Raw genomic sequence first — 18,253 nt, 5'->3', positions numbered from 1 at the left:
CGACGTCACTGTGCCCGCCACCCGACAGACGTCGCCGCCCTCGCCACCCAGCAGACGTCGCTACGCAGCCACCCGACAGGCGCCTAGAGCGCCAACCCACCACAGACATCGCTGGATGGTGGCTGAGTGCTGCGCGGGAAATCGGTGGCTGGCGGTGGTCTGGTCTGCCGTGGTGAAACCGTTTGCTGGATCGTGGTGGTGGAGGAGTGTCGGTTGCCGGGGGCGAGTTGCTGCGGTCGTGAAGCGTCTGTCGAGGGTGGCTGTGGAGTGTCGGCCGTGGGGTGAGTGGCTGCGGTGGTCCAGGGGTGAAGTGTCCGTCAGGTGACGGCACGGCGGTCCGTCGGCTGATGGGCTCTGCGACGCCTGCTGAGGTTGGGCTGAAGCGTCTGCCGGGGTCGACTCGCGCACGCTTCACCACCGTGGATCACCGGACCTCTCGTCCCGGCAATCGAGCGGCAAGAAACGGGCCGCCTACCGTCCCGTACGGTTGGCCACGATGACCTGCAACGTGTGCTCCAAGGCGTAGGCCGGGTCCGCCCCGCCTCCCTTGACCTGCTCATCCGCGCTGGCCACAGCCTGGATCGCCCGCGACAACCCCTCCGGCCCCCACCCGTTGAGCTGCCGTTTCACCCGGTCAACCTTCCACGGCGGCATGCCCAGATGGCTCGCCAGCTGCCCGCCCCGAAGGTTGCGAGGCGCGCTCCCCACCTTGGCCAGCGATCGCAAACCCCCGGCGAGCGCACTCACCAGCAGCACGGGCGCGACCCCGGTGCCGAGCGCCCAGCGCAACTGCTCCAGAGACTCCGCCAGCCGCCCCTCGATCGCGGAGTCCGCCACATTGAACCCGGTGACCTCGGCCCGCCCCCGGTGATAGCGCGCCACGGCGGCCGCACTGACGGTCTTCTCCTCCGTGTCGAACATCAGCTGACTGCAGGCCGCCGCCAACTCCCGCAGATCGTTGCCGACAGCTTCCAGCAACGCCTGCGCCGCGTCCCCCGAGATCCCACGCCCGGCCCGCTTGAACTCCCCCTTGATGAAGTCCAGCCGCTCCCCGGCCTTGGTCACCTTGACCACCGTGACCACCGCAGCCCCGGCCTTCTTCACCCCGTCGACCAGCGCCTTGCCCTTCACCCCACCCGGGTGGACCAGCACCAGCACGGTCTCGTCAGAGGGCTGCTTGGCATAGGCCACGACCTCGGCGATGACTTCCTTGACCAGGTCCTGTGCCGACCGGATCACCACCACGGAACGATCACCGAAGAGCGACGGCGACGTCAACTGCGTCAACTCACCGACCGCGACCTTCCCCCCCACAAGATCATGAACCTCGGCCCCCGAGTCGGCACCCCGCGCCGCCGCGACGACCCCACTCACCGCCCGCTCGGCCAGCAGCTCCTCATCGCCGACGATGAGGGTCACAGGTGCTGGATCGGTTCCCGCCATACCAGGCAGCATGCCATGCCCCACCGACAACCCGGTACTCGAAGCCAGAACGCCGGCATCCGGCTACGGCCCTCGTGGAACCACGGCCATTTCCCCGTCCCGCTCCACCACGGCGAGGTCCCCCGACTGGTCGGTCCGGTAGATCGTGGCGCCGAGGCGACGTAGAAGGGCGAGGGTGGTGGGAGCTGGATGGCCGTAGTCGTTGTCGACTCCTGCGCTGATCAGCGCGGCACGGATGCCAAGAGACGACAGGAACGCCGGGGACTGCCTGTTCGACCCGTGGTGTGGGGTCTTGAGGATGTCGGCTCTGATGGCCATCCGATGCAGCAGCTGCTCCTGTGCCTCGGTCTCCAGGTCGCCACCGAGCAATGCCGAGCCGGATCGCCAGCGTACGTGGAGGACGACGCTGGCGTTGTTGATCGCGCTGCCCTCCCCCCGGCCATGCGTCTCGCCCAGAGCGGGCTCGGGCGCGAGTACGGTGAGCTCTGAGGGGCCGAACCGCCACCGCGTGCCCGGAACAGCCTTCCATTCCGGTATTCGACGATGCGCCAGGGCGCCGGAGATGCGGTTACCAGCTCGGGCATCGTCCCGCTGCAGGCTGAACGGGCTGACGACCACGGCTCCGACTCGCCGGTTCCTGAGGACACCCGGCAGGCCGTCCACGTGATCGGCATGTGGGTGGGTGAGGACGAGTAGCGGCACCTCCCCCACCCCGACCCGACGCAGGCACCGATCCATGGCGACCGGATCCGGCCCGGTGTCCACCACGACGCCTCTCCCCGGTCCGGCCGCGATGATGAGGCCGTCCCCCTGCCCGACATCACACATCACCATCAGCCACCCCTTGGGCGGCCACGGGCCCACGACGGGCCGGATCACGAGCACCGATACCAAGGCTGCGCCGGCCGCCGTCAACGCCATCGCCCGCCAGGCGCGACGCCGCAGAATCGGGATCGCGACGGCCACTGCCAGCGCCAGCAGCCCCAGTCCCGGAAGTCCGCCAGGCCAGGGCAAGGTGGCGTACGGCACATTAACCGCCCACTGGGCAACCGTGATGATCCACCCGACCGCGTAACCCGCCGGGACGACCAGCATCCGAGCGCCTTCCGGCCAGACAGGCGCCACGAGAGCGGCCCCGAACCCGAGCAGAGTCGCGGGCGCCACCGCCGGTGCCACGAGGAGATTGGCGAGCACCGCGACGGGCGTCAACTGCCCCGCCATCAGCACCAGCACAGGGGTCACGGCGACCTGCGCCGCCGCCGGTACGGCCACCGCCTCAGCCACCCATCGCGGCAACCGACACGGCACCTTGGAGGCACGGGATGCGCGTGCCTCCCTGTTCGACCCTCCAGGTCCCGACCGGCCATCTCCTCTCCGAGGCTGTCCCGGGGTTTCGCCCGACCCGGCGTTCAGCCCGCAGTCGTCGCTGCGGCTGCTCTGAGCGTTGTAGCCGCCCTGGGCGTTCGGGTCGCTGGGGGCGTTCGGGCCGCTCTGCGCGGTAGGGCCGCCCTGGGTGTTCTGGTCGCTCTGGGCGGTAGGGCCGCCCTGGGTGTTCTGGTCGCTCTGGGCGGTAGGGCCGCCCTGGGGAGTGTGGCCACCCCAGGCATTGCGATCATCGGGCACCCTACGGCCGCCATGGAGGTTGTAGCCAACCTGGCCCTTGTGGTCGCCTTGGAAGCTGGGGCGGCCCTGCGGAAGGTGGCCAGCCTGGATAGTGTGACCGCCCTGGACAGGGTCACCGCCCTGGACAGGGTCACCGCCCTGGACAGGGTCACCGCCCTGGACAGGGTCACCGCCCTGGGCAGGGTGACCGCGCTGGGCAGGGTGACCGCGCTGGGCAGGGTGACCGCGCTGGAAGCTGTGACCGCCCTGCGGATTGTGCCTGCCCTGGAGGTTGCGGCCGACCTGGAGGGTGTGATCGCCTTGGGCGTTGTAGTCGCCCTCCGCGTTGTGGTCACTCTGAATGTCCCGGTCCCCTTGGGCGTGATGGTCCTCCTGGGCGTGGTGGTGGTCCCCTTGGGCGTGGTGGTCCTCCCGGGCGTGGTGGTCCTCCCGGGCGTGGTGGTCCTCCTGGGCGTCGGGGGTGTCTTGGGTGTTCTGGGCGGACAAGTGGTCGCGCCAGCGTGGGGCCAGGATGAGAATTCCGGCGGTGGCTGCGACTGAGAGGGCGAAGCCGTAGGAGCGGGCGAGTTCGGGGGCGAACAGCACCAGAAACAGGACCGTGGTGGACAACGCCGCGAGGCCGTCGCGGGCTCGGCCGGTGCCCAGCGCGATGGCGGCGGCCAGGCCCATGAGGAGGGCACGGAGGACGCTTGGGGACGGGCGGGCGACTACGGCGAAGGCCAGCATTGCCAGGGCAGCGAAGATCGCCCTGGCGGGGAGCGACAGGCCGACCAGGCGGGAGAGTGCGAGGGCCGCGCCTGCAACGATCGCCAGATTGGCCCCGCTTACTGCATGCAGGTGGTTGAGGCCGGACTCCCTGAGATCGGAGGCCACCTGAGGGTCCATGCGCGAGATGTCGCCGACCACCAGGCCGGGGAGAAGGCCGCGTTGGTCCGGAGGGAGGATGTCGGCAGCGGCTCGGAGGCCGGATCTGAGGGCGCCCGCCGCCGTCTGGAGCCCGGACGGCGGCGCCAGGACCCTTGGTGGGCCGCGCACCAGGAGGATGGCCGCGACCAGGTCGCCAGGAGTTGGTTCTGCGAGGCGGCCGGTGACTTCGAGGTGCTGGCTGGGGAGGAAGTCCTTCCAGGCGGTTCCCGCGGCGAAGACAGTGATGGGGACGTCGACGGTCTGCCGGATCGTGGCGGTTCGGATGGACTTGAGGGTGGCCGCGATGACGTAGCTGTCCTGGTTGAAGTGCCTTCCTCTGTTGGCCCTGCGTTTGGGGTCGTCTGTCAGGGCGATCTGGGCAGTGATCACTGTGTTGCGGGCGGCCAACTCGGGCACCGGACCCGTCGTCAGTACCTGAACTCGGAAAGCCACCGATGCCGATGATGCTGCGGCACAGATGAGCGTGGCGATGGTGATGTTGCGCCAGGCCGGCGGCATGGAGCCGGAGCGGACGCGCCAGGCCGGCGGTTGGAGGGGTGAGTCGACACGCCAGAGTGCCGGCTGGGGTCGCGAGCGAATGCGGCCCAATGGTGGTCTGGGTCGCGAACGAACGCGGCTGACTGGCGATCTAAATTGCGTGAGAATGCGGCTCACCGTTGATCTGGATTGCGGGCGAACGCGGCTCACTGGTGATCTGAATTGCGGGCGAGTGCACCACGCCACTATTGAGGCGGCAAGGGCAGCGGAGAGCGCGACAGCTATGCCCGTGCGCGCAGTGCAACCCAGCAGTGCCAGTGCGCTGGCCCAGGCGGCAAGCGCGGGGAGGATAAGGGGCCAGGAATGGTCGCGCTTGCCAGCGTCAGGGTCGTGCCCGTCGGCTGGACCAGGGACCGGCCCGCCGCCATGGACCGGGACTGCACTGCCGGCATCACCACCCGGCCCATGAGCGGTGACGTAAAGCCCGTCGAGGGCCGATCCTGGCTCGTTCCAGTCGCCGTCCCGTTCTTTTAGGGAAACGTCAGGTCCAACGCTGACGGACTCTGGACTGTCCGTGTCAGGGGCGGTGTCGCGGGCATGCGTTTCAGAGAGCAGGCGGGTGTGGTCGGCAGCGGTGTTACGGGTGCGGCTCGGGTCAGGCCGGAGTTGGTGGCCGGCTTGTTCGGTACGCGGACTGCGCATGTCAGACCCGGACCTTTGCCTTGATTTCGTCGAATTTTCTTGGGCCTATGCCATTTACTTCGCGTAGTTGCTCCACTGAGGTGAAGCCGCCGTGGCTGGTCCGGAACTCGGCGATACGGGCCGCCAAGACTTCGCCTACGCCTGGGAGTTCTTCCAGTTGGTCGGGTGTGGCGGAGTTGAGGTCCAGGATGGCGGTGGCGGGGTCCAGGACGGGGGTGCCTGGAGGGGCTGAGCCCGTGGAGGGCCCAACGACGATCTGTTCGCCGTCGATCAGGCGTCTGGCGAGGTTGAGCGCGCCTGTGGAGGCGCCACGGGACACTCCTCCTGCCGCCGTCACCGCGTCCGTGACTCGGGAGCCTGAGGGGAGCAGGTAGACACCGGGGTTACGGATCTTGCCGGCTACGTGAACGGTCACCTTGGTCGAGGCTGTGGTGGAGGCGGCGGGGGACGGGGGTGCGGAGCTGATTGGAGTGGGAGGGGGCAAGGGCTCTGGGGAAGGTTGGGATCGCCAGGCGAGGAAGGCCGCGACGGCTACGGCGAGGGCTGCCACGGCGAGTAGCACGCGAAGGCCTGGCTTGCCTGGGTCGAGGGCCGGCGCCTGTGAGGCGAGCGCTTTGCGGAATGCCTGGAAAGTGGGTGGGAGGGGGACAGGCCGGGCTGTTTCTTGATGAGGGGATGGGGGTGGGGGCGGAGGTGCGTTGTCGGGGCTATCGGCGGTGACGACGTCCCGGAGGGCGCGCATGTTCGGGGTGTGCGGGGCTTCTTCTCTGGGGTTGCCTATGCCTGGGGTATTCCGGGCTTCTCTGGCGCGCGTGCTTGGGGCCCAAGCCTCTCTGGGGTCGTCCGTGTCTGGGACAGGCCAGGCTTTGCTGGGGTCGGCGGTGTGGGGAATGTGCCAATCGTCGGGCTCGCGATGTGGGGTTCGGTCATGGTGATTGCGGGCGCTGGGCGTGGGCGTCTCGGCCTGGCGGGTGCTCGGCCTGGCATGCCGCCGGGCGTAGGGGCGGCGGGCGGGAGCGATGATCGAGCGTAGCCGGGACTCGGCTATCGTCCGCTCTGCCGTTGGATCGGGGCTTCGCACGCGGGCGAATGTAAGCCTTCTGCGGTCGTCGGCAGGGTGCCGAGCGGCGTTCTGGGGATAAGGTCGGCGCCGGGATGGAGGCTGTGGACAGTTCGGGGTGACGGCTGGGATCACGGGCTGGGTGGTGGGGAAGTCGCGCCGTGAGGTGACGGGGCCGGTGATGTGCGGTGACGGGGTCGGTGGCCTACGGGGCTTCGGTGGCGAGGGGGGTGGGGGTGGCCGACGGGGCTTGGGTGGCGAAGGAGGTGGGGGTGGCCTACGGGGTAGCGGTGGCTTAGGGGGTGCCGTGGCCTATGGGGGTCTGGCGGCCTATGGGGGCCTGGTGGCGTATGGGGGTGCGTGGCGTGCGCGTGACGGGTGGGGTGGCTGCGGTGGCGGGGGGTGGTGGCGGGCTGGGGTGGTCGTTGGGATGTTCGACCAGCTTGGCGCCCACCAACGTCGCGCCCGGCGGGCCGGGGCTGTTTCGGGTGTTGTGGGAGCGTGGTGACGCGGTGGCTGGGCTGGTGAGCGGCGCGACAGGCTAGAAGTCGGACGAGGTGATGGTCAGGCCGAGCATTCCGGGGCCCACGTGTATGCCGATCACCGCACCGACCTCAACCACCTGTACCTCCGCCAGTCCGGGAATGCGTTTCGGCAACCGTTCCGCCAGTGCCTCGGCCCGTTCGCGTGCTCCGAGGTGCTGTACCGCCACCGCGACCGACCGTTCGCCCGCCGCCTCCACCGCCAGATCCTCCAGCCGGGCGATGGCCCGCGACGCCGTGCGAACCTTTTCGAGGAGCAAGATACGGCCGTCCACGATGTGGAGCAGTGGCTTGATCATCAGGGCTGAGCCGACGAGGGAGGCGGCCGTGCCAATGCGGCCGCTGCGCCGCAGGAACTCCAGGGTGTCGACGTAGAAGAACGTACGGGTGGTCCCTGCGCGGCGGCGGGCCGCTGACGCGACGGCCTGCAGGGAGGCGCCCTCGGCGGCGGCTCGGGCGGCGGCCAGGACCGGGTAGCCGAGGCCCATCGCGATCGAACGGCTGTCGATCACCTCCACCGGCACGGGGGCCTCACGAGCCGCTGCCCTGGCGGATTCCACCGTGCCCGACATCTCACGTGACAGGTGGATGGAGACGATTCCGGTGGCACCAGCGGCGGCCAGGGAGGCGTAGCAGGCGGCGAAGCGGGCCGGGGAGGGGCGAGAGGTGGTGGCGCCGGCCAGCTCGCCCGTGAACCGATCCTCGTCGCTTGACGAAGCCGCACCACTACCGCTGCGACCGGACTCGCCGCTCGGCACCAGGGCGTCGCCGGCTGACGACTCGTCACTCGATGCCAGGGTGCCCACCTCCGACCGCTCGCCACCCGAAGCCAAGGCGTCGCAGGCTGACGACTCGCCGCTCGATGTCAGTGGGTCGTCCTTCGACCGCTCGCCGCCTGGCGTCAAAGGGTCCCTGTCTGACGGATCGTTGCTCCGCCGGGTGGCGCTCCCTACCGGCCGGCCGCCGAGCGGTGGCTCACCGGTCGGCGGTGCAGTGCCGTCGACCGGCCGATCGGCATCCGTCCCAGGAACGCCCGGACCGTCCAAGTACGGGACGTCGCCCCCGACCACCTGCACCGCCACCACCGTGACCCCGGCCCCGGCCCCGGCAGGCAAGCACGCGGTCGAGTCCGTGACGACGGCGATCCGGTGCTGCATGGCCCGCGATCGACTACTGAACCGGGGTCCCGCCCCGCCACACCCGTCGCGGCTTGAGGCCGAAGGACCAGGCGAAGGCGCCCTCGTGGTCGGCGTCCCACTGCACGATGTCCGCCAGCCGGCCGGGCGCTAAGACTCCCCGGTCGGGGGCGCCGAGGACGGTGGCGCCGCCCAGGGTGGCCGCGCGGAGCGCGTCGTTGACGCTCATCCCGAACGCCGACACGGCCATGGCGATCACCAGGGACATCGAGGTGATGCCGCAGAAGCCGGGGTTGTGGTCGCTGCCGAGCGCGATCTGCACGCCGTGCTTGATCATCTGGCGGACCGGCGGGAGGTGGCCGCGCTGGAGCGCCGTGGCGGGGCAGACGACGGCGGGCACGCCGTAGCGGGACATGATGGCGATGTCCTCGTCCGACATGTGGTGCAGCCCGTCGGCGGAGGCGCAGCCGAGCTCGGCGGCCAGCTGGACGGCGCCGCGGCGGCTGTACTGGCCGGCGTGGATGCGCGGCAGCAGGCCGACGTTACGGCCCGAGGCGAGCACCCAGCGGGACTCCTCGGTGGTGAAGTGGCCCTCGTCGCAGTAGACGTCGACGCTGTCGGCCCCCGCCGCGGCCGCGTCGGCGCACCAGGCGCCCACGGCCTCGACGTATTCGCGCTGCCGCCCGAAGTATTCCGGCGGCACCACGTGCGCCGCGAGGAACGTCACGTGCACCCGCGGCATCATCGGCTCCTTCTCCAGCTCGCGCAGGAGCCGCACGTCGGCCAGCTCGCCGTCGCGGGTGAGGTGGTAGCCGGTCTTGGCCTCGACGGTGGTGGTGCCGCTGAGCAGCCACCCGCGCAGCCGCTCGCGAACGCCGTTGCAGAGCGTCCACGGGTCGGTGCCGCGGGTCACGGTGACGGTCGAGCCCACGCCGCCGCCCGCCGCGGTGATCGAGGCGGAGGTGGAGCCGCCGGTGCGGATGGCCAGCTCGGCGTAGCGGTTGCCGGCGTAGACGGGGTGCGTGTGGGCGTCGATGAGGCCGGGCGTGACCAGCGCGCCGCCGAGGTTTTCGACGTGGTCGACGTCGACGATGTCGTCGACGACTCCGGGCACGCTCTGCGGCAGGTCGGGCGCGCGCCCGACCCACGCGATGCGGTCGTTGTGCACGAGGATGGCGGCGTTGCTGAGGACCTCGTTACCGGTCCAGAGGCGGCCGATGTTGGTCAGCAGTCGAACGGTCACCGCATCACCACCCCGCACGTCCGCCTTGGCAGGCCCTGAGGCAGGCAAAGCGCACAGCGCACGGCCTGTGCCGCGCCCATTGAGTCCGCTCCGGGTCCGGACGACATGGGGGGTCTCCTGCTCTCATCCGCGTCATGCTGTGCGGTGTGACCGTATCGCCGGTGGCATGATCCGGCGATTTCAGTTCAGTTACGTTATTTCACAGCTGGGCTTGCTGTACAGGGTTATTCGGAAGAAAGACCACTGTTCCCAGCCATTACCCAGCTTCACCTTGTCCCCATGGCCCCCGCTGACGACTTGGACACCAACAGTCATCATCCGAAACCCAGAACCCAAACCCAAAAGCAGACCAACGTTTGGTCTGGACAATCCTAGCAACCCCAGGGTTCGGCGACCACTGCCGCTTTTGGGCAGCTCTGCGCTATTTGTGGCGAGAGCTGCCCAAACGGCCGCGGAAGATCTCTAGGAGACGCGCTCGACCGGCTTGCCCACCCGCTCCAGCTCCTGGAACAGGCTGGGCAGCACGCGGGCGTGCAGGATCGTGCCGTCCTCGACGTGGTCCACGGAGAGCACCTCGCCCTCCTTGTGGGCCCGCGAGATCAGGTCGCCCCGGTCGTACGGCACCAGCAACTGGATCTCGTGGTCCAGCCGCGGCAGCTCCCGCTCGATGAGCTCCATGAGCTCGGCGATGCCCTGGCCCGTCCGCGCCGACACGACGACGCTGTGTCGCTCGCGCCGGGAGATCCGGTCGAGCACCTCCGGGTCGGAGGCGTCGGCCTTGTTGATCACGACGATCTCGCGGAGGTCGTCGACGCCCTCGATGTCGGCCAGCACCTCGCGCACTGCCGCGAGCTGCCCCTCAGGATCGGGATGGGAGCCGTCGACCACGTGCAGGATCAGGTCCGCCTCGGCGACCTCCTCCAGCGTGGAGCGGAACGCCTCGACGAGCTGGTGCGGCAGGTGCCGGACGAATCCGACGGTGTCGGCGATCGTGAACAGCCGGCCCTCCGGCGTCCGCGCCCGGCGTACGGTCGGGTCGAGGGTGGCGAACAGCGCGTCCTCCACCAGCACCCCCGCACCGGTGACGCGGTTGAGCAGCGAGGACTTGCCGGCGTTGGTGTAGCCGGCGATGGCCACGGCCGGGACCTCGCGGCGCTGCCGCTGGTAGCGCATGGTCTCGCGCGAGGTGGACATGCCGCTGATCTGGCGGCGCAGCTTGGACATGCGCTCGCGGATCCGCCGCCGGTCCAGCTCGATCTTGGTCTCACCGGGGCCGCGGCCGCCGATGCCGACGCCGCCCGCGGCGCGACCACCGACCTGCCTGGACAGGTTGCCACCCCAGCCGCGCAGGCGCGGCAGCAGGTAGGAGAGCTGGGCCAGCTCGACCTGGGCCTTGCCCTCGCGGCTCTTGGCGTGCTGGGCGAAGATGTCGAGGATCAGCGCGGTGCGGTCGATGACCTTGACCTTGACCGTCTCCTCAAGCTGGCGGAGCTGACCGGGGGTCAGCTCGCCGTCGCAGATCACGGTGTCGGCGCCGGTGGACTCGACCACGTCGCGCAGCTCCAGCGCCTTGCCGGAACCGATGTAGGTCGCCGGGTCCGGCCTCTGCCGGCGCTGGATGAGGCCGTCGAGCACCTCGGATCCGGCGGTCTCCGCCAGGAGCTTGAGCTCCAGCAGGGAGTTTTCCGCGTCATCGGCGGTGCCGGAGGTCCAGACGCCGACGAGGACGACCCGCTCGAGCCGCAGCTGCCGGTATTCGACCTCGGAGACGTCTTGGAGTTCGGTGGACAGGCCCGCTACGCGGCGCAGCGCCTGCCGGTCCTCAAGGTCCATGTCGCCGGTCTCGAACTCATCGGGCGCGGTGTATTCGTGCATTCGTGTCATCTCTATGAGGGAACGTCTGGACACCCCGGTGTCTTCCCACGATGGTGGCACGACATCCCCGGCGTGAGCACGTGGTTATCCAGCTGACACGTTGACGTCGCCGGAACCCGTACTGACCGAGATCTTGTGCGGGGAGGAGGCGTCGGTCTTGACGGAGACGTTCTCGTCCCCGGAGCCGACCCGGGACTTCACGTCATAGCTTCCGTCAGGGACGTTGAGCGTCAGGTCACCGCTGCCGGTCCTCAGCTGGACGCTGTCGGGGGCGGCGGTGTACTTCAGCTCGATGTTCCCCGACCCGGTCTCGGCGACCACCTTCTTGCCCGCCAGCCCCGAGGCGTCGAGGTCGCCGGAGCCGATGCGCGCGACGAGCTCCCCGGTCAGACCCCTCAGCGTGAGGTCGCCGGACCCGGCGTCCACGTCGACGCGCAGTCCCTTGGGGATCTCGATCCTGTAGTCGACGCCGCAACTGCCCCAGTCCGTCGGGCAGTCGTAGGTGAGCCGCAGCACGTCCCCGTCGACCTGGTGCTGGGGGGCGGGTTTCGTGTCGCCGCGCCAGCGCAGGGTCTCGACCACGCGTACGGCCGACCCGCCGGTCTCGGTGACCACGGCGTCGCCGGAGCCGTTCTGGAGCCGCAAGGCGGAGACCTTGTCCGTCACCTCGTACGACACGGTGTCCTGCTCGGAAGGGCCGCCGACGACGGCGAGCCCGCATCCCGACAGCAGAAGCGCGGAGCCCAGCAGCCCGCCCGCGATGGCGATCGTTTTCATGCCTCCCATCCTGTCCCGGCATGGCCGCCCCCACATCGGGGATGCCCCGGAGCAGCCCCCGGGGCGACCCCAGCTTTGACCGGGGAAGCACGCGAAGAGTACGTTCACTTCCACAATCCAGAATTGGTTTTCCATAGGATGGAAAACGATATGAGGGAGAGAGGTTCCATGGAGATCACCGGCCCGATGCTCGACCGGTTCGACGAGATCCTCACGCCGGAGGCGCTCGCGTTCGTGGCGGCTCTCCAGCGGGAGTTCGGCGCCCGGCGGCTGGAGCTGCTGGAGGCCCGCCAGGCGCGGCAGGCGGAGCTGTCGGCGGGCGGCATGCTCGACTTCCTCCCGGAGACCAAGCACATCAGGGAGTCCGACTGGCAGGTCGCTCCCCCGGCTCCCGGCCTGGCGGACCGCCGCGTCGAGATCACCGGCCCGGTCGACAAGAAGATGACCATCAACGCCCTCAACTCGGGCGCCAAGGTCTGGCTGGCCGACTTCGAGGACGCCAACTCGCCGCTCTGGGAAAACTGCGTGAGCGGCCACCTCAACCTGCGCGACGCCCTCGACAGGACCATCGACTTCGAGACCGGCGGCAAGACCTACGCGCTCAGGCCCGACGACGAGCTGGCCACGGTCGTGGTGCGGCCGCGCGGCTGGCACCTGGACGAGAAGCACGCCACGGTGGACGGGCGTCCGGTGTCGGGGTCGCTGTTCGACTTCGGCCTCTACTTCTTCCACTGCGCCCAGCGGCAGATCGACAAGGGCAAGGGCCCGTACTTCTACCTGCCCAAGATCGAGTCGCACCAGGAGGCACGGCTCTGGAACGACGTGTTCACCAAGGCGCAGGAGCTGCTCGGCATCCCGTACGGCACGATCAGGGCCACGGTGCTCATCGAGACGTACCCGGCGGCGTTCGAGATGGAGGAGATCCTCCACGAGCTGCGCGACCACTCGGCGGGGCTCAACGCGGGCCGCTGGGACTACCTGTTCAGCGTGATCAAGAAGTTCCGCACCAGGGGCCGCGAGTTCCTGCTGCCCGAGCGGAACGCGGTGACGATGACGGCCCCGTTCATGCGCGCGTACACGGAGTTGCTGGTGCGCACGTGCCACAAGCGCGGCGCGCACGCGATCGGCGGGATGGCGGCGTTCATCCCCTCGCGGCGCGACCCCGAGGTGAACGCCGTGGCGCTGGAGAAGGTCAGGGCGGACAAGACGCGCGAGTCGGGCGACGGGTTCGACGGTTCGTGGGTGGCGCACCCGGACCTGGTGCCGATCTGCCGCGAGGTGTTCGACGGCGTGCTGGGCTCGCGGCCCAACCAGCTCGACCGGCTGCGCGCGGACGTCAGCGTGAGCGCGGCGGAGCTGCTGTCGGTGTCCGAGACGCCCGGTGAGATCACCGAGGCGGGATTGCGCAACAACGTGGACGTGGCGCTGCGTTACCTGGCCGCCTGGATGGGCGGGCTGGGCGCGGTGGCCATCCACAACCTCATGGAGGACGCCGCCACCGCCGAGATCTCGCGCTCGCAGGTCTGGCAGTGGATCCACAACGACATCACGCTCGCCGACACCGGCGCGCAGGTGACGAAGGAGCTGGTGGAACGGATCATCACGGAGGAGCTGGACAAGATCGCCGCCGAGCCGGGCTACGACGAGGGCCTGTACGCCCAGGCGACCGCGCTGTTCAAGGAGGTCGCCCTGGACGACGACTTCGCGGAGTTCCTGACTCTTCCGGCCTATGCTCGAATGCCGTAAGACATGTATGTAAAGGGGGATCGGTGCTGGATACGCTGACGGCCGCGCTGCGCTCGCTGCTGCCCCACGACTCGGTGATCACCGATCCGGTACGCCTGCGCACCTACGAGTGCGACGGCCTCACCTACCACCGGGCGACCCCCGGCGTGGTCGTGCTGCCGGACACGGCCGACCAGGTCGCCCGCGTGGTACGCCTGTGCAACGACTTCGCCGTGCCCTTCGTCGCCCGCGGGTCGGGCACGGGCCTGTCAGGCGGGGCGCTGCCGCGCGAGGACGGCGTGCTCATCGTGACCTCCAAGATGCGCCGGATCCTGGAGATCGACCTGGACAACCGCAGGGCCGTCGTCGAGCCCGGCGTGACGAACCTGGCGATCACCGAGGCCGTGCGCGACCGCGGCCACTACTACGCTCCCGACCCCTCCAGCCAGCAGATCTGCTCCATCGGCGGCAACGTCGCGGAGAACTCCGGCGGCGCCCACTGCCTCAAGTACGGCTTCACCGTCAACCACGTCGAGGCCTGCGAGATCGTCACCCCCGACGGGGACCTGGTGACGCTCGACCGCATGGACCCCGGCTACGACCTGCTGGGCGCGTTCATCGGCTCGGAGGGCACGCTCGGCATCGCCACCAAGATCACGGTACGGCTCAGCAGGACGCCCGAGTCCGTGGTCACGGTGCTGGCCGCGTTCGAGAACATCGAGCAGGGCGGGAAGGCCGTCTCGGCGATCATCGGGGCGGGCATCGTGCCGGCCGCGATCGAGATGATGGACGCCCTGGCCATCGAGGCGGCCGAGGCCGCGGTGGCCTGCTCCTACCCCGCGGGCGCCGGCGCGGTGCTCATCGTGGAGCTGGACGGGCCGGAGGCGGAGGTGCGGCGGCAGTTCGCGCGGCTCCAGGAGATCTGCTCGGCGGCGTTCGAGCTGCGGGTGGCGGCCGACGCGGCCGAGCGGGCGGCCATCTGGAAGGGGCGCAAGTCGGCGTTCGCGGCCGTCGGGCGCATCAGCCCGGCCTACATCGTGCAGGACGGCGTGGTGCCCCGGACGGCGCTGCCCGGCGTGCTGGCCGCCATCGACCGGCTCTCCCACGAGCACCACATCAGGGTCGCGAACGTCTTCCACGCCGGTGACGGCAACCTGCATCCGCTGGTGCTGTTCGACGACGCGGAGCCGGGGGCGGGCGAGCGCGCCGAGGTGGTGTCCGGGGCGATCCTGGACCTGTGCATCGAGCACGGCGGCTCGATCACGGGTGAGCATGGGGTAGGTGTGGATAAATCCCGATATATGCCGAGGATGTTCAGCGAGGACGATCTGGACACCATGCAGCTCGTCCGGTGCGCGTTCGACCCCCGCGGGCTCTCGAACCCGGGCAAGGTGTTCCCCACGCCGCGCCTGTGCGGCGAGGTGCCGGGCGTGCGCAAGGGTGTGCATCCGCTGGTGGAGTCGGGCAAGGCGGAGCAATTCTGATGAGGCGGTGCTGATGCGTGCCGACGTGGGACGGTGCTGATGCTTGACGACATCGGCGTGACGGTCAGGCAGGCGGGCGAGGAGGACGCCGTCGGCGGCGTGCGCCCGCGCTGGGTCGCCCTGCCCGAGTCCGTCGAGGAGGTCGCGGCGCTGCTGCGGGCCTGCGCCGAGCGGGACCTGGCCGTGGTGCCCGCCGGCGGCGGCACGAAGCTGCACTGGGGTAGCCCGCCCGAGCGCTGCGACGTGCTGCTCGACATGTGCTGCATGAACGAGATCCTGGAGCACGCGGCGGGCGACCTCGTCGTGCGCACGCAGGCCGGGGTGACCATGGACGCGCTGGCCGCCACCCTCGCCGAGCAGGGCCAGGAACTGGCGCTGGACCCGCCGTTCACCGAGCACACGACGGTCGGAGGCACGCTCGCCACCGCGACGGCCGGCCCGCGCGCGTTCCGCTACGGCACCGCCCGCGACCTGCTGATCGGCATCACCGTCGTGCTGCCCGACGGCACGATCGCGAAGTCGGGCGGCAAGGTCGTCAAGAACGTCGCCGGCTACGACCTCGGCAAGCTGTTCACCGGCTCGCAGGGCACGCTGGGCGTGATCGCGGAGGCGACGTTCCGGCTGCACCCGCTGCCCGCGGACCGGCGCTGGGTGACGGCGGAGCTCGATCGCGCCGAGGTCGCGCCGATCGCCGCGGCGCTGGCCGCCTCGCAGGCGGAGCCGAGCGCGGTCGAGGTGGACCGGCCGGATCCGGACGGGCCGATCGCCCTGGCCGTGCTGGTGGAGGGCGCGGAGGCCGAGACGCGGGCGCTGGCGCTGCGCGAGCTGGTCGGGAAGGGCTCGGTGACCGCCGAGCGGCCGCCGTGGTGGGGGCTGATCCAGCGGGACGAGGTGCTGGTCGAGGTGCGGTTCCCGACCTCGGGAACGGAGGCCGTGCTGGACGCGGCGGCCGGGACCGGCTTCGCCCTGCGCGGCTCGCCGGTGACCGGGCGGGTGCTGCTGGAGTCCTGGCGGCCGGTCGGCGAGGAGGAACTGGCCGCGGCGGTGTCCGGGCTGCGGGCGAAGGTGGAGGCCGCCGGTGGGCGGGTGAACGTGCTCGCCGCCCCGTACGCGGGCGTCGAGCGGTGGGGGCAGGTGAGCGGGCTGCCGTTGATGCGGCGGGTCAAGGAACGCTTCGATCCCGGGCGCATGATGTCCCCCGGACGGTTTTTGGGAGGCATCTGACGTGGATCCGAGGATCGACCCGAAGCTGATCAACGACTGCGTGCACTGCGGGTTCTGTCTGCCGACATGTCCGACTTATGCACTGTGGGGCGAGGAAATGGACTCGCCGCGCGGGCGGATCCACTTGATGAAGCAGCATGCGGAGGGCACGCCGGTCACGCCGGAGATGGCAGGACATTTCGATGCCTGCCTGGGCTGCATGGCATGTGTCACGGCTTGTCCGTCCGGGGTGCAGTACAACCTGCTGATCGAGCAGACCAGGGCCGTCGTGGAGCGCGAGCACGTACGCGAGCCGCAGGAGAGGGCCGTACGCGGGGTCGTGTTCTCGCTGTTCCCCTACCCGCGCCGGTTGCGGCTGCTGCGGCCGACGATGTGGCTGGCCGGGCGGATGGCGCCGTTCCTCGCCCGGGTGCACCCGAGCCTGGGCGCCATGGCCGCGCTCGCGCCGCGGGTGGAGCGGCGGCAGCGCCTGCCGCGCCTGGTCAGGGCCAGGGGCGAGCGTCGGGCCGTGGTCGGGATGCTCACCGGGTGCGTGCAGGGGGAGTTCTTCCCGCAGGTCAACGCGGCCACCGCGCGGGTGCTGGCGATGGAGGGCTGCGACGTGGTGATCCCGCCCGGCCAGGGGTGCTGCGGGGCGCTCAGCGTGCACTCCGGGCGCCAGGACCAGGCCAGGCGGCTGGCCCGCCAGACGATCAGGGTGTTCGAGCGGGCCGGCGTGGACACCGTCGTGGTGAACGCGGCCGGCTGCGGCTCGTCCATGAAGGAATACGGCGAACTGCTCGGCAGCGAGCCGTCCTTCCGGGTCATGGACCTGTCGGAATACCTGGCCGAGCTGGGCCCCGTGGCCAAGCGGCATCCGCTGCCGGTCACCGTCGCCTACCACGACGCCTGCCACCTGGCCCACGCCCAGGGGATCAGGGCCCAGCCGCGCGAGCTGCTGAGCGGCATCCCGGAGCTGGAGCTGCGGGAGATCCCCGAGTCGGCGATCTGCTGCGGCTCGGCCGGCACGTACAACCTGCTGCAACCCGAGGCCGCCCGCGACCTCGGCGACCGTAAGGCGGGGGCGGTCACCACCACCGGCGCGGAGCTGCTGGTCTCGGCCAACCCCGGCTGCACCATGCAGATCGCCTCCGCCATGCGCCGCGCCGGCGGGGAGATCCGGGTGGCGCACACGGCCGAGGTGCTCGACGCCTCCCTGCGCGGGGTGACCCTTTGAGGCAGGGGCGGTGAGCGTCCAGTCGGTCGAGCGCGCGCTCGACGTGCTGGAGGCGCTGGCCGAGCACGGGGGGTCGGCCGGCCTGTCGGAGATCGCCGCGCGCACCGGGCTGCCGTACGGGACCATCCACCGGCTGCTGCAGACCCTGCTCTCGCGCGGCTACGTGCGCCAGGAATCCGACCGCCGCTACGCCCTGGGCGGCGGCCTCGTACGCCTGGGCGGCATCGCCGAGGGCATGGTCGGCATGTGGGCGCAGCCGCATCTGGCCAAGATGGTGGAGCTGTCGGGCGAGACCGCGAACCTGGCCGTGCTCGAAGGCGACTTCGTCGTCTACGTGGCGCAGGTGCCCTCGCCGCGCAGGCTGCGCATGTTCGCCGAGGTCGGGCGGCGGGTGCTGCCGCACAGCACGGCCGTGGGCAAGGTGCTGCTGGCCGGGCGGCCGGGCCCGGAGGCGGTCGCGGCCTTCGAGCGTACGGGCATGCCGCGGCGCACCCCGAACACGATCATCGACGTGACCGCCATACTCGCCGAGCTCGACCTGACCAGGACCCGGGGTTACGCCGTGGACCTGGGCGAGGAGGAGCTCGGCGTGCACTGCCTGGCCGTGCCCGTGTGGGACGGCGACCGGGTGGTGGCCGCGATGTCGATCTCGGGACCGGCCGAGCGCATCGAGGCGCTCAACCGCGACGACCTGACGGAGGCCATGCGGAAGATCGCCTACGACTTCGGCAACGAGCTCCGCCCCGCGACCGGCGGAGAGTGAAGGACCTTGGTCCGGCGGCCGGCCGACGAAGTATTC

12 protein-coding genes are annotated in these 18,253 nt (G+C 70.3%); 5 read left to right on the top strand and 7 right to left on the bottom strand.

The window, feature by feature from the left end:
• Window positions 1–471: 471 nt before the first annotated feature.
• From holA to BLS95_RS00435, 7 genes are all read right to left on the bottom strand, one after another.
• Window positions 472–1,455 carry a DNA polymerase III subunit delta gene (gene holA, locus BLS95_RS00470; protein WP_245764738.1) on the bottom strand — a complete coding sequence of 328 codons (984 nt, stop codon included), beginning with the start codon at window positions 1,453–1,455 and terminating at the stop codon, window positions 472–474.
• A gap of 51 nt (window positions 1,456–1,506) precedes the next feature.
• On the bottom strand, window positions 1,507–4,425 hold the full coding sequence (locus BLS95_RS58820; RefSeq protein WP_218135524.1) for a ComEC/Rec2 family competence protein: 2,919 nt from the start codon (window positions 4,423–4,425) through the stop codon (window positions 1,507–1,509).
• Between the two features lie 748 nt (window positions 4,426–5,173).
• Entirely contained in the window at window positions 5,174–5,587 is a 414-nt protein-coding gene (locus BLS95_RS57455; RefSeq protein WP_245764737.1) for a ComEA family DNA-binding protein, read from the bottom strand.
• 1,186 nt (window positions 5,588–6,773) lie between these two features.
• Window positions 6,774–7,607 (bottom strand): DegV family protein, encoded by an 834-nt coding sequence (locus BLS95_RS00450; RefSeq protein WP_245764736.1) that lies wholly within the window; start codon window positions 7,605–7,607, stop codon window positions 6,774–6,776.
• Window positions 7,608–7,944: 337 nt separating this feature from the next.
• Window positions 7,945–9,153: an imidazolonepropionase gene (gene hutI / locus BLS95_RS00445; protein ID WP_090927904.1), complete on the bottom strand. Its 1,209-nt coding sequence runs from the start codon at window positions 9,151–9,153 to the stop codon at window positions 7,945–7,947.
• 462 nt (window positions 9,154–9,615) lie between these two features.
• Complete coding sequence (hflX, locus tag BLS95_RS00440) at window positions 9,616–11,028, bottom strand: GTPase HflX (protein WP_090927902.1); 1,413 nt, start codon at window positions 11,026–11,028, stop codon at window positions 9,616–9,618.
• Window positions 11,029–11,112: 84 nt separating this feature from the next.
• Window positions 11,113–11,805 (bottom strand): DUF4097 family beta strand repeat-containing protein, encoded by a 693-nt coding sequence (locus tag BLS95_RS00435; protein WP_090927900.1) that lies wholly within the window; start codon window positions 11,803–11,805, stop codon window positions 11,113–11,115.
• 168 nt (window positions 11,806–11,973) lie between these two features.
• On the opposite strand from BLS95_RS00435, the gene aceB reads away from it, so the two are divergent.
• The 5 genes from aceB to BLS95_RS00410 are packed head-to-tail and all read left to right on the top strand — an operon-like array spanning window position 11,974 to window position 18,217.
• A complete protein-coding gene (gene aceB / locus BLS95_RS00430) occupies window positions 11,974–13,551 on the top strand; it encodes a malate synthase A (RefSeq protein WP_176992994.1) in 1,578 nt (525 codons plus the stop codon).
• Window positions 13,552–13,577: 26 nt separating this feature from the next.
• Complete coding sequence (locus tag BLS95_RS00425) at window positions 13,578–15,014, top strand: FAD-linked oxidase C-terminal domain-containing protein (protein ID WP_090929022.1); 1,437 nt, start codon at window positions 13,578–13,580, stop codon at window positions 15,012–15,014.
• Between the two features lie 39 nt (window positions 15,015–15,053).
• Window positions 15,054–16,238, top strand: a complete 1,185-nt coding sequence (locus BLS95_RS00420) for an FAD-binding oxidoreductase (RefSeq protein ID WP_090929020.1) — start codon at window positions 15,054–15,056, stop codon at window positions 16,236–16,238.
• A gap of 13 nt (window positions 16,239–16,251) precedes the next feature.
• Window positions 16,252–17,454: a (Fe-S)-binding protein gene (locus BLS95_RS00415; protein WP_090929018.1), complete on the top strand. Its 1,203-nt coding sequence runs from the start codon at window positions 16,252–16,254 to the stop codon at window positions 17,452–17,454.
• Window positions 17,455–17,464: 10 nt separating this feature from the next.
• Window positions 17,465–18,217, top strand: coding sequence for an IclR family transcriptional regulator (locus BLS95_RS00410; RefSeq protein ID WP_090927896.1), 753 nt, complete (start codon window positions 17,465–17,467; stop codon window positions 18,215–18,217).
• Window positions 18,218–18,253: the final 36 nt, after the last annotated feature.

It is taken from the genome of Nonomuraea jiangxiensis (assembly GCF_900099965.1).
Lineage (GTDB): Bacteria > Actinomycetota > Actinomycetes > Streptosporangiales > Streptosporangiaceae > Nonomuraea > Nonomuraea jiangxiensis.
The sequence above is the reverse complement of the archived record's forward strand: the minus strand, read 5'-3'. Positions and strand labels throughout refer to the sequence as shown.

Coding starts and splice junctions, on each gene's coding strand:
- hflX (WP_090927902.1), bottom strand. CDS start 11,028: ATGCACGAATACACCGCGCCCGATGAGTTCGAGACCGGCGACATGGAC.
- BLS95_RS00435 (WP_090927900.1), bottom strand. CDS start 11,805: ATGAAAACGATCGCCATCGCGGGCGGGCTGCTGGGCTCCGCGCTTCTG.
- BLS95_RS00420 (WP_090929020.1), top strand. CDS start 15,054: ATGCTTGACGACATCGGCGTGACGGTCAGGCAGGCGGGCGAGGAGGAC.
- aceB (WP_176992994.1), top strand. CDS start 11,974: ATGGAGATCACCGGCCCGATGCTCGACCGGTTCGACGAGATCCTCACG.
- holA (WP_245764738.1), bottom strand. CDS start 1,455: ATGCTGCCTGGTATGGCGGGAACCGATCCAGCACCTGTGACCCTCATC.